This is a genomic window from Pseudomonas umsongensis, assembly GCF_012647205.1.
In the GTDB taxonomy this organism is placed as follows: Bacteria; Pseudomonadota; Gammaproteobacteria; order Pseudomonadales; family Pseudomonadaceae; genus Aquipseudomonas; species Aquipseudomonas umsongensis.
The window spans coordinates 6,367,348-6,391,144 of record NZ_CP051487.1; the positions used below are offsets into that span (position 1 = coordinate 6,367,348).

At 59.8% G+C, this 23,797-nt stretch carries 21 protein-coding genes; 11 read left to right on the forward strand and 10 right to left on the reverse strand.

From position 1 onward, the window contains the following. Positions 1–12 precede the first annotated feature (12 nt). The 5 genes from etfA to HGP31_RS28905 all read right to left on the reverse strand — a co-directional run bounded on the left by etfA (position 13) and on the right by HGP31_RS28905 (position 6,976). Positions 13–1,233, reverse strand: a complete 1,221-nt coding sequence (etfA, locus tag HGP31_RS28885) for an electron transfer flavoprotein subunit alpha (RefSeq protein WP_168759057.1) — start codon at positions 1,231–1,233, stop codon at positions 13–15. Beyond that, positions 1,233–3,179 (reverse strand): dimethylglycine demethylation protein DgcB, encoded by a 1,947-nt coding sequence (gene dgcB, locus HGP31_RS28890; RefSeq protein WP_168759058.1) that lies wholly within the window; start codon positions 3,177–3,179, stop codon positions 1,233–1,235. Before dgcB ends, etfA begins: the two co-directional genes overlap by 1 nt. A 134-nt stretch (positions 3,180–3,313) precedes the next feature. Continuing rightward, positions 3,314–5,374, reverse strand: coding sequence for a dimethylglycine demethylation protein DgcA (gene dgcA / locus HGP31_RS28895; RefSeq protein ID WP_033044081.1), 2,061 nt, complete (start codon positions 5,372–5,374; stop codon positions 3,314–3,316). 15 nt (positions 5,375–5,389) lie between these two features. Beyond that, complete coding sequence (locus HGP31_RS28900) at positions 5,390–5,920, reverse strand: DUF5943 domain-containing protein (RefSeq protein WP_020796073.1); 531 nt, start codon at positions 5,918–5,920, stop codon at positions 5,390–5,392. A 78-nt stretch (positions 5,921–5,998) separates the two neighbouring features. Further along, positions 5,999–6,976, reverse strand: a complete 978-nt coding sequence (locus HGP31_RS28905) for a dipeptidase (protein ID WP_008019494.1) — start codon at positions 6,974–6,976, stop codon at positions 5,999–6,001. A 235-nt stretch (positions 6,977–7,211) separates the two neighbouring features. On the opposite strand from HGP31_RS28905, the gene HGP31_RS28910 reads away from it, so the two are divergent. After that, positions 7,212–7,613, forward strand: a complete 402-nt coding sequence (locus HGP31_RS28910) for a lysozyme inhibitor LprI family protein (RefSeq protein WP_033044083.1) — start codon at positions 7,212–7,214, stop codon at positions 7,611–7,613. A 59-nt stretch (positions 7,614–7,672) separates the two neighbouring features. Next, positions 7,673–8,089, forward strand: a complete 417-nt coding sequence (locus HGP31_RS28915) for a DUF3010 family protein (RefSeq protein WP_020796076.1) — start codon at positions 7,673–7,675, stop codon at positions 8,087–8,089. A gap of 51 nt (positions 8,090–8,140) precedes the next feature. On the opposite strand, the gene HGP31_RS28920 is transcribed toward HGP31_RS28915, so the two are convergent. Continuing rightward, a complete protein-coding gene (locus HGP31_RS28920) occupies positions 8,141–9,085 on the reverse strand; it encodes a GlxA family transcriptional regulator (RefSeq protein WP_020796077.1) in 945 nt (314 codons plus the stop codon). 194 nt (positions 9,086–9,279) lie between these two features. On the opposite strand from HGP31_RS28920, the gene HGP31_RS28925 reads away from it, so the two are divergent. From HGP31_RS28925 to HGP31_RS28945, 5 genes are all read left to right on the forward strand, one after another. Further along, positions 9,280–10,224 carry a choline ABC transporter substrate-binding protein gene (locus HGP31_RS28925; protein WP_020796078.1) on the forward strand — a complete coding sequence of 315 codons (945 nt, stop codon included), beginning with the start codon at positions 9,280–9,282 and terminating at the stop codon, positions 10,222–10,224. Positions 10,225–10,298: 74 nt separating this feature from the next. Continuing rightward, positions 10,299–11,186, forward strand: coding sequence for a 3-dehydrocarnitine:acetyl-CoA trimethylamine transferase CdhC (gene cdhC / locus HGP31_RS28930; RefSeq protein ID WP_020796079.1), 888 nt, complete (start codon positions 10,299–10,301; stop codon positions 11,184–11,186). Positions 11,187–11,277: 91 nt separating this feature from the next. Beyond that, the gene (locus HGP31_RS28935; RefSeq protein ID WP_020796081.1) at positions 11,278–12,243 is read left to right on the forward strand and encodes an L-carnitine dehydrogenase; all 966 of its coding nucleotides are present in this window, start codon (positions 11,278–11,280) and stop codon (positions 12,241–12,243) included. Between the two features lie 137 nt (positions 12,244–12,380). Then, positions 12,381–12,857: a thioesterase family protein gene (locus HGP31_RS28940; RefSeq protein ID WP_168759059.1), complete on the forward strand. Its 477-nt coding sequence runs from the start codon at positions 12,381–12,383 to the stop codon at positions 12,855–12,857. A gap of 12 nt (positions 12,858–12,869) precedes the next feature. Further along, positions 12,870–14,033, forward strand: coding sequence for a gamma-butyrobetaine dioxygenase (locus HGP31_RS28945; protein WP_168759060.1), 1,164 nt, complete (start codon positions 12,870–12,872; stop codon positions 14,031–14,033). Positions 14,034–14,129: 96 nt separating this feature from the next. Here the strand turns inward: HGP31_RS28945 and HGP31_RS28950 are convergent, their stop codons facing one another. Further along, positions 14,130–15,077 (reverse strand): IS110 family RNA-guided transposase, encoded by a 948-nt coding sequence (locus HGP31_RS28950; RefSeq protein ID WP_168757207.1) that lies wholly within the window; start codon positions 15,075–15,077, stop codon positions 14,130–14,132. 504 nt (positions 15,078–15,581) lie between these two features. On the opposite strand from HGP31_RS28950, the gene HGP31_RS28955 reads away from it, so the two are divergent. Beyond that, the gene (locus HGP31_RS28955) at positions 15,582–15,848 is read left to right on the forward strand and encodes a hypothetical protein (protein WP_020796085.1); all 267 of its coding nucleotides are present in this window, start codon (positions 15,582–15,584) and stop codon (positions 15,846–15,848) included. Between the two features lie 102 nt (positions 15,849–15,950). Here the strand turns inward: HGP31_RS28955 and gbdR are convergent, their stop codons facing one another. The 3 genes from gbdR to HGP31_RS28970 all read right to left on the reverse strand — a co-directional run bounded on the left by gbdR (position 15,951) and on the right by HGP31_RS28970 (position 20,121). Continuing rightward, positions 15,951–17,054 (reverse strand): choline metabolism transcriptional regulator GbdR, encoded by a 1,104-nt coding sequence (gene gbdR, locus HGP31_RS28960; protein ID WP_007975492.1) that lies wholly within the window; start codon positions 17,052–17,054, stop codon positions 15,951–15,953. A gap of 488 nt (positions 17,055–17,542) precedes the next feature. Further along, entirely contained in the window at positions 17,543–18,649 is a 1,107-nt protein-coding gene (locus tag HGP31_RS28965; protein WP_168759061.1) for a hypothetical protein, read from the reverse strand. 95 nt (positions 18,650–18,744) lie between these two features. Beyond that, on the reverse strand, positions 18,745–20,121 hold the full coding sequence (locus tag HGP31_RS28970; RefSeq protein WP_151143613.1) for an L-serine ammonia-lyase: 1,377 nt from the start codon (positions 20,119–20,121) through the stop codon (positions 18,745–18,747). Positions 20,122–20,559: 438 nt separating this feature from the next. On the opposite strand from HGP31_RS28970, the gene HGP31_RS28975 reads away from it, so the two are divergent. The 3 genes from HGP31_RS28975 (at position 20,560) to choV (ending at position 23,605) form a co-directional block, all read left to right on the forward strand. Beyond that, complete coding sequence (locus tag HGP31_RS28975; RefSeq protein ID WP_020796088.1) at positions 20,560–21,507, forward strand: choline ABC transporter substrate-binding protein; 948 nt, start codon at positions 20,560–20,562, stop codon at positions 21,505–21,507. A gap of 77 nt (positions 21,508–21,584) precedes the next feature. Next, a complete protein-coding gene (gene choW, locus HGP31_RS28980) occupies positions 21,585–22,430 on the forward strand; it encodes a choline ABC transporter permease subunit (RefSeq protein ID WP_020796089.1) in 846 nt (281 codons plus the stop codon). Further along, positions 22,427–23,605 carry a choline ABC transporter ATP-binding protein gene (gene choV, locus HGP31_RS28985; protein WP_020796090.1) on the forward strand — a complete coding sequence of 393 codons (1,179 nt, stop codon included), beginning with the start codon at positions 22,427–22,429 and terminating at the stop codon, positions 23,603–23,605. Before choW ends, choV begins: the two co-directional genes overlap by 4 nt. Positions 23,606–23,797: the final 192 nt, after the last annotated feature.

Below are 23,797 nucleotides of genomic sequence, written 5' to 3' on the forward strand. Positions count from 1 at the left end.
CCTTTCCTTCCCTTAAGCCGCATCGCGCTTGGCGTCGTTGCGGTAGGCTTCTACCGCCGCGATCAAGGCCCGAAGAATCTCCGCACTTTCGCCGATTACCGACAGGTCGGCCCGTTTGATCATGTCGCAACCCGGGTCGAGGTTGATCGCCACCACCTTGTCGCAGGCACCGATGCCCTGCAGGTGCTGGATTGCCCCGGAAATCCCCACCGCCACATAGACCCTCGCGGTGACCCAGGTGCCGGACGCGCCGACCTGACGGTCGCGCGCCATGAAGCCGTCGTCCACTGCCACCCGCGACGCGCCTTCGGTGGCGCCAAGGGCGGCGGCGGCCTGGTGGAACAAGTCCCAATCCTTGACCCCATTGCCGCCGGAGAAGATGAATTCGGCTTCGGCCATGGGAATCGCCGCCGGGTCCACTGCCACCGCCCCCAGGTCCTCGATGCGCGAGAGACTGCGGGCGACGGCTGTGGATAACTCCACCGGCAAAACTTCGTGACGAGTTTCGCTGACCGGCTCGGCGCATTCGACGGCGGCCAGGATCAACCGTGCAACCGGACGCGCCAGATCTTGCAAACCGGCACCGGCGCGACCAATACACTCCTGATCCTTGACCTGCCAGACCCGCGTGGCCGGGCGTTCGCCCAAGGCAGCGGCAAAGCGCCGACCCAATTCGCCACCGCCGCTGCGACTGTCCGGCAGCAGCCAGTGACGTGGGTTGAACTGGTTATCCACAGCCCGCAGGCCCTGGACACGTTGTTCCGGTGCATAACCGCTGAACTCTTCGCCTTCCAGCACCAGCAGGCGATCGACGCCGGCTGTGGAAAACGCGTTTTCCTTATGTTCGCCAAAGACCACGGCCAACACCGCGCCGTCGCTGCCGGCCAGTTGATGGGCCAGTCCCAGCAGATCTCGGTCGTGACTGCTCAAGCGGCCGCCGACCATGTCCGGCACCACGCAGATGAAGAATGCCGGCGCAGAGACTTGATGCAGCGGTAATTGCACTTCAACGGCGGCCGAACGTTTCGTCGTCCCGCCCTGCTGAGCGCCGCTACGGTCGATTCGCTTGATGCCGTTAGGGCCGATGAAACCGATGCCGTGCGGGTTCTTGCGAATGACGCCGTTAGGCCCCATCCAACTGTGCTGCGCCGGTTGCATGGCGGCGTGCAGAGGGTGCAAACGATTACGGGCGATCCATTCGGCACGGGGGTCGCGGCGGATAATGTCGCTCATCAGTGCACCTCCGCGGGTTCACGTTTGGCCGGCGTAGCCGACTTTGGGGCCTGATCCTCCAGGAGCGCGTCGGCCACCAGTTCGGCAATGTCCTTGATCAACGGTCGTGGTTCGACCACACCTTCAAGCATCGCGGTGCACTGCGGGCAGCCCACGGCCACCAGTTCGGCGCCCGTCTCGCGGATGTCTTCCATGCGCATGTCGGGGATACGCTGCTTGCCCGGAATGTCGGTGATCGGCGCACCGCCGCCACCGCCGCAGCAGCGCGAGCGGAAACCGGAGCGTTGCATTTCCTTGACCTCGATGCCGAGCGCGCGCAGAACCTGGCGCGGCGCTTCGTACTCGCCGTTGTAGCGGCCGAGGTAGCACGGATCGTGATAGGTCACGCTGTCGCCCTTGTGCTGGCCAAGGTTCAGCGCGCCGGCGTCGATGATTTCCGCCATGTAGGTGCTGTGGTGCTGCACCAGGTAGTTTCCATCGAAAGCGCCGTATTCGTTTTTCAGCACGTGGAAGCTGTGCGGATCGCAGGTGACGATGCGGTTGAAGCTGTACTTGGCCAAGGTCTGGATGTTGCGCTTGGCCAGCAACTGGAAGGTTGCCTCGTCGCCCAGGCGGCGAGCCACGTCACCGCTGTCGCGCTCTTCGAGGCCAAGCACGGCGAAGTCGATTTTTGCCGCTTTCAGCACTTTGACGAACGCACGCAAGGTGCGCTGGTTGCGCATGTCGAAGGCGCCATCGCCCACCCAGAACAGCACGTCGGTGGATTTCTTTTCGCTGAGCAGATTGAGGTTCAAGTCCGCCGCCCAGTTCATCCGCCCGCCTGGCGCAAAACCGCCCGGGTTATCGGTGGCGATCAGGTTTTCCAGGACTTCGGCACCCTTGTTCGGGGTAGCGCCTTTTTCCAGGGTCAGATGGCGACGCATGTCGACGATGGCATCGACGTGCTCGATCATCATCGGGCATTCCTCGACACAGGCGCGGCAGGTGGTGCACGACCACAGGGTTTCGGCGTCCACCAGACCGTTGACGATCGGTTGATGCGGATTACCGGCGTGTTCACCGATTGGCTTGCCCGGATACGGACTGCCGGCAAATTTGGCATCGGTGCCTCCAGCCAGGCCGACGACCATGTCCTGGATCAATTTTTTCGGGTTCAACGGCTGGCCGGCGGCGAAGGCCGGGCACGCGGCTTCGCATTTACCGCACTGCACGCAGGCGTCGAAGCCGAGCAACTGGTTCCAGGTGAAATCCTTGGGTTTTTCCACGCCCAGTGGCGCGCTTGGGTCGTTCAGATCCAAGGGTTTCAGACCGGTGGAACGACCGCCGCCAAAGCGCTCGGCACGACGGTGCCAGGCCAGGTGCAGGGCACCGGCGAAGGCATGCTTCATCGGCCCGCCCCAGGTCATGCCGAAGAACAGCTCGGACACGCCCCACAGCACGCCAATCCCGAGGATCACCGCCAACAGCCAGCCGCCGAAGTTTTCCGGCAGGATACCGGCCACCGGCAGGGTCACGAGGAAGAACGACACCGAAAATGCCATCAGGCTTTTCGGCAGGCGCATCCACGGACCTTTCGACAGGCGCGCAGGTGGATTGCGCCGACGCAGGTAAACAAAGACCGCACCGACGAACATCACCGCCGACATCAACAACAATGCATAACCGAGGAAGCGGTTATGCAATCCGAAACCATGCACCAGAATTGCCAGCACGATGGACGCCACTGCGCCGCCGGCCGTCGCGACGTGGGTGTTGGCAATGTATTTGTCCCGCGCCACTACATGGTGCAGATCGACCATGTAGCGCTTGGGCATGGCGAACAGGCCGCCGATCAGATCGACCTTCGAGGCCCGGCCTCGGCGCCACATGTTTACCCGTCGCAATGCACCGAGAGCCGCGAGGCCCAGGGCAGCAAAGATCAGGATGGGAAGAAGGGTGTTGAGCATGGTGAAGCTCCCAAAGACCGCGGGGTCTCATGTGGGAGCGGGCTTGCTCGCGAATCCGGCGACGCGGTGTATCAGGTGTACCGCGTTATCGTTCTTCGCGAGCAAGCCCGCTCCCACATTGGTTCGGTGTGATTTTAGAAGTCCTTGCACAGCCGCAGCGCGTCATAGATCGCCGCATGCACGTTACGCTGGGCCACACAGTCGCCGATGCGGAACAACAGGTAGCCGTCGCCTTTCTGCTCCAGGCATGGCTGCGGCTTGATCGCGAACAAGGCTTCGACGTCGATCTGGCCTTTGTTGCGCGAGCCTTCCTTCATCGCGTAGTAGATCTCCTCGTCCGGACGCACGCCGTTCTCGATGACCACCTGGTCCACCACCCGCTCCTCTTTGGCGCCGGTGTATTCGTTTTCCAGCACCGCTATCAGCTTGTCGCCTTCGCGGTAGACCTTCTCCAGCATCATGTCGCCAGTCATGATCACTTCTTTCGGATACATGCTGCGGTAGTAGGTCGGGAACGACGTACCGCCAATGGCCACGCCTGGCTTGATGTCATCGGTGACAATCTCGACCTGGCTGCCCTTGTCGGCGAGGAAGTCGGCAGTCGACATGCCGGTAAACTCGCAAATGGTGTCGTAGACCAGCACGTTCTTGGCGGGTGCAACCTTGCCGTCGAGAATGTCCCAGCTGCTGACCACCAGGCCTTCAGCCGCGCCCCAGTGCTCGTTCTGCTCGATGAACGGATGACCGCCGACGGCCAGCACCACCACATCCGGACGCAGGTCCATGATGGTCGGCGCATCCGCCGCGGTGCCCAGACGCAGGTCGACTTTCAACCGCGCCAGCTCCAGCTGATACCAGCGGGTGATACCGGCGATCTGGTCACGCTGCGGCGCTTTCGACGCCGTGGTGATCTGGCCACCGATAAAGTCCTTTTTCTCGAACAGGGTTACGTCGTGGCCGCGCTCGGCAGCCACACGAGCGGCTTCCATCCCGGCAGGACCGGCACCGACCACCACCACTTTGCGTTTAACGCCGGTGGTTTTTTCGATGATGTGCGGCAGACCCATGTATTCACGGGAAGTCGCGGCGTTCTGGATGCACAGCACGTCCAGGCCCTGGTACTGGCGGTCGATGCAGTAGTTGGCACCGACACACTGCTTGATCTGGTCGATCTGGCCCATCTTGATCTTGGCGATCAGGTGCGGGTCGGCAATGTGCGCGCGGGTCATGCCGACCATGTCGACGTAACCGCCTTCCAGGATACGGGTGGCCTGGTTCGGGTCCTTGATGTTCTGCGCATGCAGCACCGGAACCTTGACCACTTCCTTGATACCGGCGGCCAAATGCAGGAACGGCTCAGGTGGATAACTCATGTTCGGAATCACGTTGGCCAGGGTGTTGTGGGTGTCGCAACCCGAGCCCACGACGCCGATGAAATCGAGCATGCCGGTGTCGTCGTAATACTTGGCGATCTGCTTCATGTCTTCATGGGACAGGCCATCCGGGTGGAACTCGTCACCGCAGATACGCATGCCCACGCAGAAATCGTCACCGACCTCCGCGCGCACCGCTTTCAACACTTCCAGGCCGAATTTCATGCGGCCTTCGAAGGTGCCACCCCATTCGTCGGTACGCTTGTTGACCCGCGGGCTCCAGAACTGGTCGATCATGTGCTGGTGCACCGCCGACAATTCCACGCCGTCCAGGCCACCGGCCTTGGCGCGACGCGCAGCTTGCGCGTAGTTGCCGATCACCCGCCAGATTTCTTCCGGCTCGATGGTCTTGCAGGTGGCGCGGTGCACCGGCTCGCGTACGCCGGACGGCGACATCAGCGTCGGCCAGTTGAAGCCGTCCCAACGCGAGCGACGGCCCATGTGGGTAATCTGGATCATGATCTTGGCGCCGTGCTTGTGCATGGCGTCCGCAAGATTCTGGAAGTGCGGGATGATGCGGTCGGTGGACAGGTTCACCGAGCTCCACCACTCCTGCGGGCTGTCGATGGCGACGACGGACGAACCGCCACAGATCGCCAGGCCGATCCCGCCCTTGGCCTTCTCTTCGTAATACTTGACGTACCGGTCGGTGGTCATGCCGCCGTCGGTCGCATAGACCTCGGCGTGTGCAGTGCTGAGCACGCGGTTACGGATGGTCAGTTTGCCGATCTGGATCGGCTGGAACATTGCTTCGAAAGCCATGGCGGGTTCCTCGACTTACAACGGCTTGACGGTGAACAAGCCGTCTTCGTGGCCCTCTTCGGAGCCACCGTAGACTTGTTCGGCCACGGTGCGGATCTTGCTGCCACGAGCGGCGAGGATCTGGTCCATCGCGCCGGCAAACCAACCGGTGAACATGTAGTCGACCTTGCGCCCGACCTTGCCGTACACGTAGACGAATGCCGAGTGTTCAAGCTTGACGCTGCAGGTGCCTTTGTCGAGGTCGATGTCCTGGATCTTGAACAGGCCCCAGCCGCGCTGCGACAGGCGCTTCATGTAGTGCTCGAACACCGCAACGCCTTCCAGGCCATGGCATTCGGCTTCTTTTTCACACCAGTGCCAGGCGGACTTGTAGCCGGCCTTGTAGAGAATCTCGGCGTAAGCTTCGGCGCCCAGCACTTCCTCGATGCCCATGTGGTTGTTGACGAAGAAATGACGGGGCACATACAGCATCGGCAGGGCGTCGGACGTCCAGACACCGGTTTCGCTGTCGACTTCGATAGGCAATTGCGGGGCGATCTTGGCCATGGAAACTTAACTCCAGAAAAATTTTGTTGTTGCCTGCGGCGCGGACGGCCGCAGGAAAGGATTCAGAAGAGCGGTGGCTTATTCGCCCCAGACATCTTTCAAGACGTTCACCCAGTTCTCGCCCATGATCTTGCGCACCACGCGCTCGGAATGGCCGCGCTTTAGCAGGGTTTCGGTGAGGTTCGGGAACTCGCCGACGGTGCGGATGCCCAGCGGGTTGATGATCTTGCCGAAGCTGGTCAGGCGGCGGGCATAGCCCTTGTCGTGGGTCAGGTACTCGAAGAAGTCCTGGCCGTGACCCTGGGTGAAGTCGGTGCCGATACCGATCGAATCTTCACCGACGATGTTCAGGGTGTATTCGATGGCTTCGGCGTAGTCGTCGATGGTCGAATCGATGCCCTTGGCCAGGAATGGCGCGAACATGGTCACACCGACGAAACCGCCGTGGTCGGCAATGAACTTCAGTTCTTCATCGGACTTGTTGCGCGGGTGCTCCTTGAGGCCCGACGGCAGGCAGTGGGAGTAGCACACCGGCTTTTTCGATTCGAGGATGACTTCTTCGGACGTCTTGGAACCGACGTGGGACAGGTCGCACATGACGCCTACGCGGTTCATCTCGGCTACGATTTCACGACCGAAGCCCGACAGGCCGCCGTCACGCTCGTAGCAACCGGTGCCGACCAGGTTCTGGGTGTTGTAGCACATCTGCACAATACCGACGCCCAGCTGCTTGAACACTTCGACATAGCCGATCTGGTCTTCAAACGCATGGGCATTCTGGAAACCGAAGAGGATGCCGGTCTTGCCCTGCTCCTTGGCCTTGCGGATGTCGGCGGTGGTGCGCACCGGAATCACCAGGTCGCTGTTCTCGCGGATCAGCTTCTGGCTGGCGGCGATGTTGTTGACGGTGGCCTGGAAGCCCTCCCATACCGACACGGTGCAGTTGGCTGCGGTCAAACCGCCCTTGCGCATGTCTTCGAACAGTTCACGGTTCCACTTGGCAATAATCAGCCCGTCGATAACGATGCTGTCGGCGTGCAATTCGGCTGGGCTCATCAGGCTGTCCCCTTGTTAGCGATTCATGCGCCGAATCGTCTGTCGGCGCTTTGGGGCCAGCATATGCCTCGGTGCATTGGTAGCCGGGTGCAAAAACGACAGGGGAATTGCCGAAAGCGTCAATCCGCGACAAAGGGTCGTCGCAAGGCACAATTGCCGACCTGTTCAAGGCAATCCGCTTGGGCCAGAATTCGCCACATCTCTTGATGCTTCACTGGATGGGAGCGGCAACCACATGAAATTCATCGTCCTGGCCTTGGCACTGATTGCGACCGGCGTACACGCCGCCGAGGAGTCTGAAGACACCCCCTGCGACAAAGTCGAAAACGACGTACAGACCCTGGAATGCTCCGCCTTCAGCAAAACCACCGCCGAAGACTTGCTGAGCGAAAACTACAAAAGCCTGAACGAACGCATGCAGTCGCTCTACGGCAAGAACCCGTCGCAATTGGCCGAGATCACCGCCAAGATCAAGGCCGCCCAGCAACAATGGCTGAAAACCCGCGACGCTGACTGCGCCATCGAAGCCTTCCCGGCCACCGCCGGCAGCAAGGCATTCACTATTGCGCAGAATGATTGCGTGGCGCGGATGAGTGACGAGCGGTCGGAGTTTTTGGAGACGATTGGGCAGGAGTAACGCCTGCTATTCAACTGGAGCTGTAAGCTTCACGCCTTCAGCCAGAAAAGGGATTCACCATGAAAGTCTGCGGCATCGAAATCAAAGGCAGCGAAGCGATCATCGCCGTGGCAGCTCTCGACGGTTCCACGCTGAGCCATGTCGCGCTTGCGACCAAGAAAATCGCCCTGGAGGATGACGACGAAGCCGCCAATGTCAAAGTGTTTGCCGCTCAGGTCGCATCCTTTGTTCGCGAGAACTCGATAGATCGAATCGTGATCAAGAAGCGCAGCAAGAAAGGTGAGTTTGCCGGTGGGCCGACCACGTTCAAGATCGAGGGCGTTTTCCAGTTGCTGGAGAATTGCGAGGTGACGCTGCTGTCGCCGCAGACGATCAATGCACAGGCCAAGAAGCATGGTTTTGAGCCGCCGGAGACGCTGAACAAGTATCAGCATGAGGCGTACAAGGCTGCCTGCTCGGCACTTCTGAAGAAATAAGTTGCCCATTGTGGGAGCGAGCAGGCTCGCTCCCACAGGTTTTCGGGGTGGTTATGCTTTGGCGGTACGCCGATCCTCCCGCGGGCACCGCTCGAACTTCGCCCGATAACTGCGGGTGAAATACGACGGCGATTCAAACCCGCAGGCAATACTCACCTCCAACACACTCATATCGGTCTGGCGCAGCAGTTGCCGGGCTTTCTCCAGCCTCAGGCGCAGGTAGAAATTGCTCGGTGTGTCGTTCAGGTGCAGGCGAAACAAGCGCTCCAGCTGACGCCGGGTGACCTTGATCGATTCCGCCAATTCCAACGTACTCAGCGGCGGCTCGCTGTGCTGCTCCATCTCGCCAATCACGTGAACAAGCTTCTTGTTGCTGATGCCATAACGCGTCGCGACTTCCATGCGCTGGTGGTCTTTACGCGGACGGATGCGCCCGAGCACGAATTGCTCGCTGACCTGGATTGCCAGTTCCGGGCCATGGGACTGGGCGATCAGATCCAGCATTAAATCGATCGACGCGGTCCCGCCAGCGCTGGTGATGCGTCGACGGTCGATCTCGAATAACTCTTGGGTGACACTGAGCTGCGGATAGGACTCCTTGAAGGCGTCGATGGCCTCCCAGTGCAGGGTCAGGCGATGACCGTCGAGCAAACCTGCCTCAGCGAGGATGAAGCTGCCGGTGTCAATGGCGCCGAGCGTCACGCCTTCGTTGTCGAGGCGACGCAGCCAGTGCTCCAGCGCCGGAGTGGCGAATTTCAGCGGTTCGAAGCCGGCGACCACCCATAACGTCGCGCCTTTTTTCAACGGCTCCAGCGCCGCGTCGGCGTTGACCGACATGCCGTTACTGGCCAGCACCGCCCCACCATCGGCGCTCAATACATGCCAGCGATAGAGCTCGCCGCGAAAGCGATTGGCAACCCGCAATGGCTCGATTGCCGAGATAAATCCAATCGCCGAGAAACCCGGCATCAACAAGAAATAGAAATCCTGGGACATGGAGCGCACTCGTTCGACGGGTAGCGTGAAGACGTTGATACGCCACTTGCAGAAGGCATTCAAGAGCACAGGTCGCTGCAGTGCAAGAGTCGGTCGCCGCAGTGCGCTTTCGTGGCAGATTAGCTGCGTAACGTGACATCACCGGCGCACAGACGACCGGACCCACAATAATGAAACTGCCGAGGAACCTGAGAATGAAACGACTGATCAGCAGCTGTGTTCTTGCACTCAGTGGTACCGCTTTGCTGAGCGCCAGTGTCATGGCAGCCGAACCGGCGTCGTGCCAGAACGTGCGCATGGGCGTGGTGAACTGGACCGACGTGATCGCCACCAGTGCGATGACCCAGGTATTGCTCGACGGCCTCGGCTACAGCACCAAACAAACCAGCGCCTCCCAGCAAATCATCTTCGCCGGGATTCGCGATCAGCGCCTGGACCTGTTCCTGGGTTACTGGAACCCGCTGATGACCCAGACCATCACCCCGTTCGTCGACGCCAATCAGGTCAAGGTGCTTGAAGCGCCCAACTTGAAAGACGCACGTGCCACCCTCGCCGTTCCGACCTATCTCGCCGACAAGGGCCTGAAGACCTTCGCCGACATCGCCAAGTTCGAAAAAGAGCTGGGCGGCAAGATCTACGGCATCGAGCCAGGCTCAGGCGCCAACACCCAGATCAAGGCGATGATTGCCAAGAATCAGTTCGGCCTCGGCAAATTCCAACTGGTCGAATCCAGCGAGGCGGGCATGCTCGCGGCGGTGGATCGCGCCGTGCGCCGCAAGGAAGCCGTGGTGTTCTTCGGCTGGGCACCGCACCCCATGAACGTCAACGTACAGATGACCTATCTCACCGGCAGTGAAGACGCCCTCGGCCCTAACGAAGGCATGGCCACGGTTTGGACCGTGACCTCGCCGACCTACGCCGAGCAGTGCCCGAACATCGGTCGCCTGCTGAGCAACCTGACGTTCACCGCCGAAGATGAAAGCCGGATGATGCAGCCGCTGCTGGATCACAAGGACGCCTTCGAGTCCGCCAAACAGTGGCTGAAGGATCACCCGCAAGACAAGCAGCGCTGGCTGGAAGGCGTGACCACCTTCGACGGCAAGCCTGCGGCTGAAAACCTCAAGCTGACCAGCAAGTAACCCTCAATTGAACCACCGATTCGCGGCCCGAACGGGCTGCGAACGGGACCACCACGCCTGAAGGAAACCGCCAAATGAACCACGACGTCATCATCACCTGCGCACTCACCGGTGCTGGCGACACGACCGCCAAGAGCCCTCATGTGCCGGTCACCCCGAAACAGATTGCGGCCGCTGCCGTGGAGGCCGCCAAGGCCGGCGCTACCGTGGTTCACTGCCACGTTCGCGACCCCGAAACCGGCAAGTTCAGCCGTGACGTGGCGCTGTACCGCGAAGTGATGGAGCGCATCCGCGAAGCCGACGTGGACATCATCGTCAACCTCACTGCCGGCATGGGCGGCGACCTGGAAATCGGCGCGGGCGAGAACCCGATGGAGTTCGGCCCGAACACTGACCTGGTCGGCCCGTTGACTCGTCTGGCCCATGTCGAGGAACTGCTGCCGGAAATCTGCACCCTCGATTGCGGCACCCTGAACTTCGGCGATGGCGACACCATTTACGTCTCTACTCCGGCACAGCTGCGTGCGGGCGCCAAACGCATCCAGGAACTGGGCGTTAAGGCCGAGCTGGAGATCTTCGACACCGGTCACCTGTGGTTCGCCAAGCAGATGATCAAGGAAGGCCTGCTCGACAACCCGCTGTTCCAACTGTGCCTGGGCATCCCGTGGGGCGCGCCGGCTGACACCACTACCATGAAAGCCATGGTCGACAACCTGCCGGCCGACGCCGTGTGGGCCGGTTTCGGCATCGGCCGCATGCAAATGCCGATGGCCGCGCAAGCCGTGCTGCTGGGTGGCAACGTGCGAGTTGGGCTGGAAGACAACTTGTGGCTGGACAAGGGCGTACTGGCGACCAATGGCCAACTGGTCGAACGCGCCAGCGAAATCCTCAGCCGCCTCGGTGCCCGTGTGCTCACGCCTGCTGAGGGCCGCAAGAAAATGGGCCTGAAACAGCGCGGTTAATCCTCCCCACCCTTTTTCCCCTTGTGGGTGTGGGCTTTTGTGGCAAGGGTCTGCCCCACAAGGGAATCATCGAATTCTTCAGGAAATTGCCATGACCTTCATTACCGAAATCAAAACCTTCGCCGCACTGGGCAGCGGTGTCATCGGCAGCGGCTGGGTGTCCCGCGCCCTCGCCCACGGCCTCGACGTGGTGGCCTGGGACCCGGCCCCCGGTGCCGAAGCCGCCCTGCGCAAACGCGTCGCCAATGCCTGGGGCGCCCTTGAGAAACAAGGCCTGGCGCCCGGAGCCTCGCAGGATCGCCTGCGCTTTGTCGCAACCATCGAAGAATGCGTGCGCGACGCCGATTTCATCCAGGAAAGCGCTCCTGAGCGCCTGGAACTAAAACTGGAGTTGCACAGCAAGATCAGCGCCGCGGCCAAGCCCAATGCATTGATCGGCTCCAGCACCTCCGGCCTGTTGCCAAGCGAGTTCTACGAGAGTTCGACCCACCCGGAGCGCTGTGTGGTCGGCCACCCGTTCAACCCGGTTTACCTGTTGCCATTGGTGGAAGTGGTCGGTGGCAAGAATACCGCCCCCGAAGCCGTGCAGGCGGCTATGAAAGTCTACGAATCGCTTGGCATGCGCCCGCTGCACGTGCGCAAGGAAGTGCCGGGATTCATCGCCGACCGCTTGCTCGAAGCGCTGTGGCGCGAGGCGCTGCACCTGGTCAACGACGGTGTGGCGACGACCGGCGAAATCGACGACGCGATTCGTTTTGGCGCCGGTCTGCGTTGGTCGTTCATGGGCACATTCCTGACCTATACCCTGGCCGGTGGCGACGCCGGGATGCGCCACTTCATGGCACAGTTCGGCCCCGCCCTGCAGTTGCCATGGACCTACCTGCCGGCGCCGGAACTGACGGAAAAACTGATCGACGATGTGGTGGATGGCACCAGCGATCAGTTGGGCACACACAGCATTTCGGCGCTGGAGCGCTATCGTGATGATTGCCTGCTGGCGGTGCTGGAAGCCGTGAAGACCACCAAAGAGAAGCATGGGATGAGTTTCAGCGAGTAACCCGTACCACTGATCGTTCCCACGCTCTGCGTGGGAATGCAGCCCGGGACGCTCGGCGTCCCAAAAGATCGTGACGCAGAGCGTCACAGGAGGCGTTACCACGCAGAGCGTGGGAACGATCATCTCTGGAGAGCAAGATGCCCGCACTAACCACCTATCAAACCCGCATCATCCCCGATTGGGTCGACTACAACGGCCACCTGCGCGACGCGTTCTACCTGCTGATCTTCAGCTACGCCACCGATGCCCTGATGGACCGCCTCGGCATGGACAGCAGCAACCGCGAAGCCAGCGGCAACTCGCTGTTCACCCTGGAACTGCACCTCAACTACCTGCACGAAGTGAAGCTCGACGCCGAGGTCGAGGTGCACACGCAAATCATCGGCCACGACAGTAAACGCCTGCACCTCTACCACAGCCTGCACTTGGTGGGCGACGCCAAGGAGCTGGCGGGCAACGAGCAAATGCTGTTGCACGTCGACCTCGCCGGACCACGCTCCACGCCATTCAGCGAGCAGACCCTGGGCCGGCTGCAAGCCATGGTCGCCGAACAGAGCGACCTGCCCGCCCCCGCCTGCATCGGCCGAGTGATCGCATTGCCGCCAAAAAAATAACAAGGAGATCCCATGAACACTGCCGCCGCTTTTGCCGACTTCCGTACTTATCCGCTGATCAGCGCGCTGACAGGCGTGCAGGCCATGGCCGATCGTATCCTGGTGACGTGGGCCGACAACCGCGTCAGTCCCTTCCACCACCCATGGCTGCGGGACAATTGCCCGTGTCCGCAATGCGTCTACACGGTGACGCGCGAACAGGTGCTGGAAATCGTCGATGTGCCGGAGAACCTTAAGCCTGTCCAAACCAGTGTCGACCCTGATGGTTGCCTGAGCGTGCAGTGGCAGGATGGCCACCTCAGCCGCTTCGACCCTGGCTGGTTGCGGGCCCACGCCTACGACGACGAGTCCCGCGCCGAGCGCCTGGCAAGCAAGCCCAAGGCCAGGCTTTGGCACAGTGATTTGCAGTTGCCGGCGTTCGAGTATCAAGCACTGATGAACGACAACCAGGCGCTATTGCAATGGCTGCTGGCCGTGCGTGACACCGGCCTGACCCAGGTCCGTGGCGTACCCACCGAGCCTGGCTCGCTGAAGCTGGTCGCCCAGCGCATTTCCTTCATCCGCGAGAGCAATTTCGGCGTGCTGTTCAATGTGCAATCGAAGGCCGACGCCGACAGCAACGCCTACACCGCTTTCAACTTGCCGCTGCACAGCGACCTGCCGACGCGCGAGTTGCAACCGGGGCTGCAGTTCCTGCATTGCCTGGTCAACGATGCCGAGGGTGGCGAGAGTATTTTCGTCGACGGTTTTGCCATCGCCGAGGCGTTACGCCAGGAGGACCCCGAGTCGTTCCGAAGCCTGTGCGAAATCCCCGTGGAATTTCGCAATAAAGACCGCCTCAGTGACTATCGTTGCCTGGCGCCGATCATCGCGCTGGATACCTTGGGGCGGGTCTCGGAAATCCGCATGGCGAACTTTCTGCGAGGGCCGTTCGATGCATCGGTGGAGCAGATGCCCAGGCTCTATCACGCCTATCGCCGTTTCATCGCGATGACTCGCGAGCCTCGATTCAGGCTGATGCAAAGGCTCAACCCCGGCGAACTCTGGTGCTTCGACAATCGCCGTACCCTGCACGCGCGCAACGCCTTCGACCCTGCCACGGGTGCCCGCCATTTCCAGGGGTGTTATGTGGATCGGGATGAGTTGTTGTCGCGCATCCTCGTGCTACAGCGTTAAACCGCGTCATCGTTCTTCGCGAGCAAGCCCGCTCCCACAGGGATTTGCGCATGACGCAGATCAAATGTGGGAGATTCTATGGTTGAGGGGAAGCCCTCAACTGGTTTTCGGTTGGTATTCACTCTGCCCCTTCAGCAGGGCGAATACGATACGAGCGAGCTTGCGAGCCAGCATCACCAGGGCTTGAGTGGTGCTGAAACCCCGATTTCTTTGTTCTTGGTAAAACCCTTTCCAGGCTTCGGTTCGACTCGCCGACATAGCCGCATTGTGCAGAAGGCGGCGGGCTTCTGGATCGCCTCGCTTGGTCAAACTCCGGCGACCATCTTTTTGCCCTGATTTTGACACCCGCAAGTCCATTCCAAGAAAGGCGATAAAGGCATCTGCGTTTCGGAAGTCTCCGCGCTGGAACGCCGTGAGCAAGCGCGCGCCAGTCAAAAATCCAACCCCTTCAACTTTCAAGCAACGCTTCAACTGCCCCAGCAAACCGGCTTCTTTCAGCTGATCGTTGATCGTCTTTTCGATCAGCGTCTCAAGCTGCTGCATGGACTTTATTTGCTCGGAAAAAGCAGCCTTCAGCAAGGGCTCATTCGACCAGCTTTGCACTAGGCCGACCCTGGCCTGGACCAAGGCCGCCCGGCGGCGAAAAAGACTCAGGAGTTGGCGATACAGCGGTGTCGGCGGCGTCCATGGGTGAAGTTCTTCATGCTCGTTCTTCAGATAGCGAGCAAGCAGTTTGGCATCCAGTGCATCGGTTTTGGCACGGACCTTCACACCTTCTCGGTAATGTTTGAGCTCATAGCCGCCCACCATGTAAATCACGCAGCCGGCCTCAAAGGCCAGGTCAGCGAACTCCAGGTGGTAGATGTTGGTGGCTTCAATAGCAATAGCCACACTCCCCGGCAAGTCCTTTAACCACTTGTTGATGCTGGTTTTGTTGTTGGGAATCTCTTCAAGCAGGTCCAGTTCGGCGTGATAAATCACCAATTCTTTCTTGGCGACATCCACGCCCACGATCGGCTTTGAAACAGAAACCGGCATTGCCATAGGTTTTCCTCCGGGATAAGGTTTTAAGCACTTGAAGGGCTCACCCAGAGGCGCAGGCTTGTTCCTATCGTCGGTCTAGGCCAGATGCATTCTTTATCGGCGCTTGGGTGAAAGGAGGAGGGGCGAACTCTCCCACAGTCTGTACTGCGTCAACAGTCAGAATCGAGCCTTGTCCCTCCTCCTCCCTTCAAGTCCTACCATACAAGCGAGCCTGCTCGCGAAGGCGACTGTACAGACCACACAGAAACCACAGGCAAAAAAAAGCCCCGATCAAGCCGTGACAGGATCGAGGCAGAGGGTACTGTTGAGGAGCTGCCGCGGGAAGGTGACCAAACCCTCGTGAAGCAAGCTGGGTCCAGTGTGCCGACTCTCAGCGCAGGTAAATAGCCCGAAAACGACCTGTTCATAGTCAATGCTGCCATAACGACAAATCGCCCTTGCCGCCACTGCGTGCCACTACCAGAATCGACCCACGACATCATTCCCAGAAGAAGGATTTGCGTCATGATGCACGCCGATTTGATAGACCAGGAAGACCTGTTGGGCCAGCTCAAGTCATTGGGTTTTCAAGTGCCGAGCGGCGCGACGGCCGAACAGGCTTGCGAATGCGCGGTAAGGGGCCTGGACGATGCTCGGGCCTATGAACTTCGCAAGATGGTCAAGGAGATGTACACCAGCAGCGCGACGATCCTGCCGGCTGTGCGCCAGGCCATCGACAAGCAATTGCTGCCAGCGTTGGCGCAATACCAACAGAGCCACACCACCCGCTAAAACGCCTTCGCGAGCAGGCTCGCTCCCACATTCGACCGCATCCCAATGTTGGAACTCGGTCAATGTGGGAGCGAGCCTGCTCGCGAATGAAGCGACTCGCTATTAGAGCCTTACGCTGGCGAACGTCGACTCATTACGCGCCTGACTCAGCGCCGACAACGGCCCGGACAACGGTGAAAGCACCAATGCCTGTGGCAGCGGCATCATCGCCACTTGCTGCGTGGTGTTGGAACCTACGCGCTCGTCGCGTGGCGGAATGCCGAAGTACTCGCGGTAGCACTTGGAGAAGTGCGGCGTGGACACGAAGCCACAAACCGATGCCACTTCGATGATCGACATTGGCGTTTGCTTGAGCAGTTGCCGAGCGCGGATCAAGCGCAGCTTCAGGTAGTACCGCGAAGGCGAGCAATGCAGGTACTTCTGGAACAGCCGCTCCAGCTGACGACGGGACACGGCGACGTACACCGCCAGTTCGTCGAGGTCGATCGGCTCTTCGAGGTTGGCTTCCATCAGCGCGACGATTTCCTGCAGTTTCGGCTGGTTGGTGCCGAGCATGTGCTTGAGCGGTACGCGCTGGTGATCCTGTTCGTTGCGGATGCGCTCGTAGACGAACATCTCCGAGATCGCGGCCGACAGTTCACGACCGTGATCGCGGCTGATCAGGTGCAGCATCATGTCCAGCGGCGCGGTGCCGCCGGAGCTGGTGAAACGGTTACGGTCGAGGGTGAACAGGCGAGTACTCATGGCCACCCGCGGAAACGCTTCCTGCATCGCCGCCAGGCATTCCCAGTGCACGCTGCAATCGAAACCGTCGAGCAGGCCGGCGCACGCCAGGGCCCAGCTGCCGGTGCACACCGCACCCAGGCGACGGGACTGCCGCGCCTGGCTCTGCAGCCAAGACACGTGTTCGCGGGTAACCGTGCGTTGAATTCCGATACCGCCGCAGACAATCACGGTGTCCATTGGCGGGGCTTTGTGCATGGAGGCATCGGGGGTGATTTGCAGACCGTCACTGGCCCAGACTTGCCCGCCATCGACGGTGAGAGTGGTCCAACGATACAGCTCGCGACCGGACAGCTGGTTGGCCATACGCAGTGGTTCGACTGCGGATGCCAGGGAAATCAGCGTGAAATTGTCCAGCAACAGAAAGCCGATGGATTGTGGCGCACGGTTCTGGGGTTGGGCCCCGGAGTTGAACGTCGTCATCGCAGTATCTCCTCACACAAAGCGGGTGATGGCCTCAGGCGGAGGCTCTTGTTATTGCCATCGTTCTCGCATGGGAGACGGGCTTTGTAATGACAGAGCAAATGCCATGCCTAAATTTGAATACGCGTTCAATAACTCCTAAAAACGACGTCGGAATGTGTCTATATATGACGCGCAGGGAGTAAGGGTTATAAGTGCCATCAATGGCTGCAAGCGCTCTGCCCCGTTGCGTTTGAGCAAAACGGTAGCACTTGTGGGAACAGGGCTACAGGGAGCTCTGTAAGAGTGTCACCGCAGGCACGGGGTGACGGGTGGTCCGGGATGGGGAGGACCTGATTTTGAGGTCAGGTACTTATCTGTTAGCGACGCGCCAAAAGGAGGCGCATCAGGTATTACCTGTTCACTTAACGCGCAGTTTTGACTGGTCCGAATCACAAAGCCCCCCTCTGCCAAGCGTTATACTTCGCATCAGCGCATTATTTTGACGATCAAGAACGCCTCAACATCCTTATTACCTGCTCAGAGGCTGCCTCCAACCGCTCTTTAAATGCCTGAAGTTCCTTCACCTCAATCCCATCCCCATCCGCAGCGGGTAGATCAGCCATCGCTTTACGAAAAGAAAGATGAATGTCCAAGAATTGCAGGGTAGTCAAAGGCGTAGTCGAAGCACCATCTGCAAAAGACTCAACCAATGCAAGATCATCGCTCAAACGAGTATTGCCATTACCCAGACAGTCAGGCTCCGCGATGCGAAACCCGTTCATATGAGCGTTCCGAAACACATGGCCTGTACTTATCTCGACATTAGCGCTTCCCAACGCAGTGAATGCTCCAAATAGCTCATCGCGAACCTGCGTTTTTGAGGCCTTTGCGTCAAGCTCAGTGGGGATCAACTGTCGGACAGCTTTGATTTCCATACGCAACGATGACTTCGCTGTTTCACGATCCGGCAGCTTGCCAAGGATCAGCTCGATATCGTCTGCTGAAATAATCTCCCTTCCTGCAATGACCGTCCCTATATCGTTAAGGCTATTGAGTACATCAGCGACGATTGTGGCAGTTAACCCACCCCTGAGCTCAAGATGATAATGGGCCTGCATGCGACCATTTTCGGCAAAAGGAACGCCAAGAGTGTGGTAACGATCATAATCGTCGGGGTTACCCCGCCGGGGAATATTGCGGTCCTCGTAAACCAAACCATCACCGAGCAAGTGGTTTTCGTGAATCGTAATCAACGGTGATCCGGCGTCGCTCCTGGCCAAAACTTGGTTCAGCGCGGCTACCGTCGAGGTCACTGCGCGCTCAACCTCACGCTTGCACTCTTGACTGAGCGCCCCAGTGGCAAAATCCTTCGAAGCATTTAAATTCAACAGACCACGTTTGGCATGAACTTCGACACTATGCAACAACGTCGCTGGAGAGCAATCGTGCTTTACCCATGTCGACTTGCTGCTGCTAGCAAGATGAAGGGAGCCCGGATTGTTTGCTGTCGAAACCAATTGTTTGTGGACCAGCGTTGTTTTTGCGCGAAATCCCGGATCCAGAGGCACCACAGTGAGATTTGGAGCAGAACCGGATAGCGTTGTCGTCAGCATAAGTCCTCGATGCCAGGATATTGAGCCCGGCATTCTAGAATACGCTACTGCTGAAAAGGTTCTTCACGTGTATCCAAGTGATTCCTGAAGCTACATCAACACTCCACCGCACTCACCGCCAACCCACCCCGCGACGTCTCTTTATACTTGTCATGCATATCGGCCCCGGTATCGCGCATCGTGCGGATCACCCGGTCCAGGGAGATAAAGTGCTGGCCATCGCCGCGCAATGCCATCTGCGCCGCATTGATCGCCTTCACCGCGGCAATCGCGTTGCGCTCGATGCACGGCACCTGCACCAGGCCGCCCACCGGGTCACACGTGAGCCCCAGGTTGTGCTCCAGGCCGATTTCCGCCGCGTTGCACAGTTGTTCCGGTGTGGCGCCCAAAATTTCTGCCAAGCCCGCGGCCGCCATGGCGCAGGCCGAGCCGACTTCGCCCTGGCAGCCGACTTCGGCACCGGAGATGGAGGCGTTCTTCTTGCACAGGATCCCGACCGACGCCGCGCCGAGCATGTAGTCGACGACATTGGCGTCGGTCACGTCCTCGCTGAACTTCATGAAGTAGTGCAGCACCGCCGGGATGATCCCGGCCGCGCCATTGGTCGGTGCCGTGACCATGCGCCCACCAGCGGCGTTCTCTTCGTTGACCGCCAGGGCGAACAGGTTGACCCACTCCATGGCGCTCAGTGTCGAGCCGATCACGTTGGGCTTGTTCAGCTCCTGCAAGCTGCGATGCAATTTCGCCGCGCGACGGCGCACGTTCAGCCCGCCGGGCAGGATGCCCTCGTGCTTGAGGCCTTGTTCGACGCAATCCTGCATGGCGCGCCACAGGTGCATCAGGCCACTGCGGATTTCCTCTTCGCTGCGCCACACCTTCTCGTTGGCCATCATCAATTCGGCCACGCGCAGGTTGTGCTTTTTACACAACTCCAGCAGCTCGGCAGCGCTGGAAAAATCGTACGGCAGTTCGGTGTGATCCATGTCGACCACCCCGCTGCTGGCTTGTGCCTCATCGACGACAAAACCGCCACCCACCGAATAGTAGGTGTCGCGATGCAACTCGCCGTCATCGCCCTCGACAATCAGGGTCATGGCATTGGGATGGAATGGCAGGTTTTCGTCGATCAGGCGCATATCCCGAGCCCAGATGAACGGCACCGGCAGGCGGCCATCGAGTAACAGCGTGTCGGTTTCGCGCAGGGTGGCGATGCGGATGCCGATTTGCGACGGATCGATCGCGTCCGGCCACTCCCCCATCAAGCCCATGATCACCGCGTTGTCGCTGCCGTGGCCGATGCCGGTAGCCGACAGCGAACCAAAAAGCTGCACTTCGACGCGCCGAACCTGCTCAAGCTGCCCGCGTTCGCGCAAGCCCTGCACGAACAGCGCCGCGGCCCGCATAGGCCCCACGGTGTGTGAACTGGAAGGGCCAATGCCGATTTTGAACAGGTCGAAAACACTGATAGCCATTACTGCCGGACTCCTGGATGTGCCAACTCCAGGCGCAGAAGCGCCCGGTGACGGAGCTGCTACGCTCAAGCTGCAATCCGTCGTGATGGCCGCATCATCAGGCTTTTATCCTGTCGTTCGACGTCTCACACCGACGCACTCATGTCCACGAACGCCGCGTGTCTTTCACGTCGTGTTTTCGCCGTTTTTTTGCGGCTCAGACGGACAAAAGAGGCTGAAAAAATCTGTAAACGACGTCACCGACACTGGATGCGACCATCCCTGTACTGGTTACGACGCACCCTGTAGGCGTCAGATTTTCACTGGTACATGATCGTAACGACTCGATTGCAAGGCGCCGTGGTAGAGATGTCTCCAGAACGCCATCCAACCGCAACCTATAAGTGCGGTGGTTCCAGTCGGAAACTACTGCCAAAAAAAACACCAAGGAGTCCATCCATGAAAGGTTCCCCGTCGTTGTTGTTGGCCGCCCTGCTTAGTCTGCCGGTTATGGCGCAAGCCGCCGAACCGGCTCAATGCAGCACCGTAAACTTCTCCGATGTCGGCTGGACCGACATCACCGCAACGACCGCCACCACCAGCGTCGTGCTCAACGCCCTCGGCTACAAGACCAAGACCACCATGATTTCCGTGCCCGTGACCTACAAGTCCCTGGCCGACGGGAAGAACATGGACGTGTTCCTCGGTAACTGGATGCCGACCATGGAAAACGACATCAAGGCCTACCGCGACGCCGGCACCGTGGAAACCGTGCGCACCAACCTCAAGGGCGCCAAATACACCCTCGCCGTGCCACAAGCCCTGTACGACAAAGGGCTGCATGATTTTGCCGACATCGCCAAGTTCAAGAAGGAACTGGACGGCAAGATCTACGGCATCGAGCCCGGCAACGACGGCAACCGCCTGATCCAGAGCATGATCGACAAGAACGCCTTCGGCCTCAAGGACGCAGGCTTCAAGGTCGTCGAATCCAGCGAAGCGGGGATGCTCTCCCAGGTCGACCGCGCCCAGAAACGCGACACCGCCGTGGTCTTCCTCGGCTGGGCGCCGCACCCGATGAACAAGCGCTTCAAGATTCAATACCTGACCGGCGGCGACGATTTCTTTGGCCCGGATTTCGGTGCTGCCACCGTGGCGACCAACACCCGCAAGGGTTACGCCGAGGAGTGCAGCAACGTGGGCCAACTGCTGAAAAACCTGGAGTTCACTGTCGACATGGAGAGCGAACTGATGGGCAACATCCTGGACGACAAGATGAAGCCTGACGCGGCCGCCAAGGCCTGGCTGAAAAAGAATCCACAGGTGCTCGATACCTGGCTCGCTGGCGTGACCACCATTGACGGTAAACCAGGCCTGGAGGCCGTGAAAGCCAAACTCGCGCCTTGAATCGGGGAGCATCGCTTATGCCGGGCGGCTCACGCCGTCCGGGCTGTTAATTTCCTTGCATGCGGACGTTCACTACCATGCTGATTGATCAGAAAATCCCTTTAGGCCAGCACATCGCGAGCTTTGTCGAATGGTTGACGCAACACGGCGCCAACACCTTCGACGCCATTGCCGTGACGCTGGAAACGATGATCCACGGCGTGACTTTCGCGCTGACCTGGTTCAACCCGCTGGCACTGATCGGCCTCATCGCCCTCCTGGCCCACTTCATCCAGCGCAAATGGGGGCTGACCGCTTTCGTCATCGCCTCCTTTCTGCTGATCCTCAACCTGGGGTACTGGCAGGAAACCATGGAGACCCTGGCCCAGGTGCTGTTTGCCACCCTGGTCTGCGTGGTCATCGGCGTGCCACTGGGCATCGTCGCGGCGCACAAGCCAATGTTCTACACTTTTATGCGTCCGGTACTCGATCTGATGCAGACCGTACCGACCTTCGTTTACCTCATTCCTACCCTGACCCTCTTCGGGCTGGGTGTGGTGCCAGGCCTGATCTCCACGGTGGTATTCGCCATCGCCGCGCCGATCCGCCTGACCTACCTGGGCATCCGCGATGTCCCGCAAGAACTGATGGACGCCGGCAAGGCCTTTGGCTGCTCGCGTCGCCAGCTACTAACACGGATCGAACTGCCCCACGCCATGCCGAGCATCGCGGCCGGCATCACCCAGTGCATCATGCTGTCGCTGTCGATGGTGGTGATTGCGGCACTGGTGGGCGCCGACGGACTGGGTAAACCGGTGGTCAACGCACTGAACACTGCTGATATCGCCCTGGGCTTCGAAGCGGGCCTGGCGATCGTACTGCTGGCGATCATGCTCGACCGTATCTGCAAACAACCCGACGCGAAAGTAGGGGGTGACGCATGAGCATAATTCGCTTCGAAGACGTCGACGTGATCTTCACCAAGGATCCACGCGAAGCACTGAAACTTCTCGATCAAGGCTTGACCCGCAGCGAGATCCTGAAAAAGACCGGGCAAATCGTTGGCGTCGAAAAGGCCAGCCTGGATATCGAAAAAGGTGAAATCTGCGTGCTGATGGGCCTGTCCGGCTCCGGCAAGTCCAGCCTGCTGCGTTGCATCAACGGTCTCAACACCGTCAGCCGTGGCAAGCTGTTCGTCGAACACGAAGGCAAGCAGATCAACATCGCGTCCTGCTCCGCGGCCGAGCTGAAAATGATGCGCACCAAGCGCATTGCGATGGTGTTCCAGAAGTTCGCCCTGATGCCTTGGCTGACGGTGCGCGAGAACATCAGCTTCGGCCTGGAAATGCAGGGCCGTCCGGAGAAGGAACGCCGGAAACTGGTCGATGAAAAACTTGAGCTGGTGGGCCTGACCCAATGGCGCAACAAGAAACCCGATGAGCTGTCCGGTGGCATGCAGCAACGTGTGGGCCTGGCCCGTGCGCTGGCGATGGACGCCGACATTCTGCTGATGGACGAACCGTTCTCGGCACTCGACCCGCTGATCCGCCAGGGCCTGCAGGACGAACTGCTGGAGCTGCAACGCAAGCTGAGCAAGACCATCGTGTTCGTGAGCCACGACCTCGATGAAGCCCTGAAGCTCGGCAGCCGTATCGCGATCATGAAAGACGGCCGGATCATCCAGTACAGCAAGCCCGAAGAAATCGTCCTCAACCCTGCGGACGACTACGTGCGGACCTTCGTCGCCCACACCAACCCGCTGAACGTACTGTGCGGGCGCAGCCTGATGCGCACCCTGGACAACTGCAAGCGCATCAACGGCTCGGTGTGCCTCGATCCGGGCGGCGATTCGTGGCTTGACCTCGCCGAAGGCAACACCATCAAGGGCGCACGCCAGAACGGTGCGAGCCTGGACCTGCAGAACTGGATTCCAGGTCAGGCGGTCGAAGGCCTGGGCCGTCGGCCGACGCTGGTGGATTCCAACATCGGCATGCGCGACGCATTGCAGATTCGTTATCAGACCGGCAACAAACTGGTGTTGCACGACAACAACAAAGTGGTCGGGATTCTCGGCGACAGCGAGCTGTACCACGCGCTGCTCGGCAAGAACCTGGGCTAAGGCCACAGACACAAAAACGCCGCGAGAGATCGCGGCGTTTTTATTTGTGTGAAATCGGGTAATGCAGCATTGCGGCTGATGACCCCTTCGCGAGCAAGCCCGCTCCCACAGGGGAATGCATTCCAAATGTGGGAGCGGGCTTGCTCGCAAAGAAGGCGACGCGGTGTCACTGAAACACCGCATCAGTTCAGA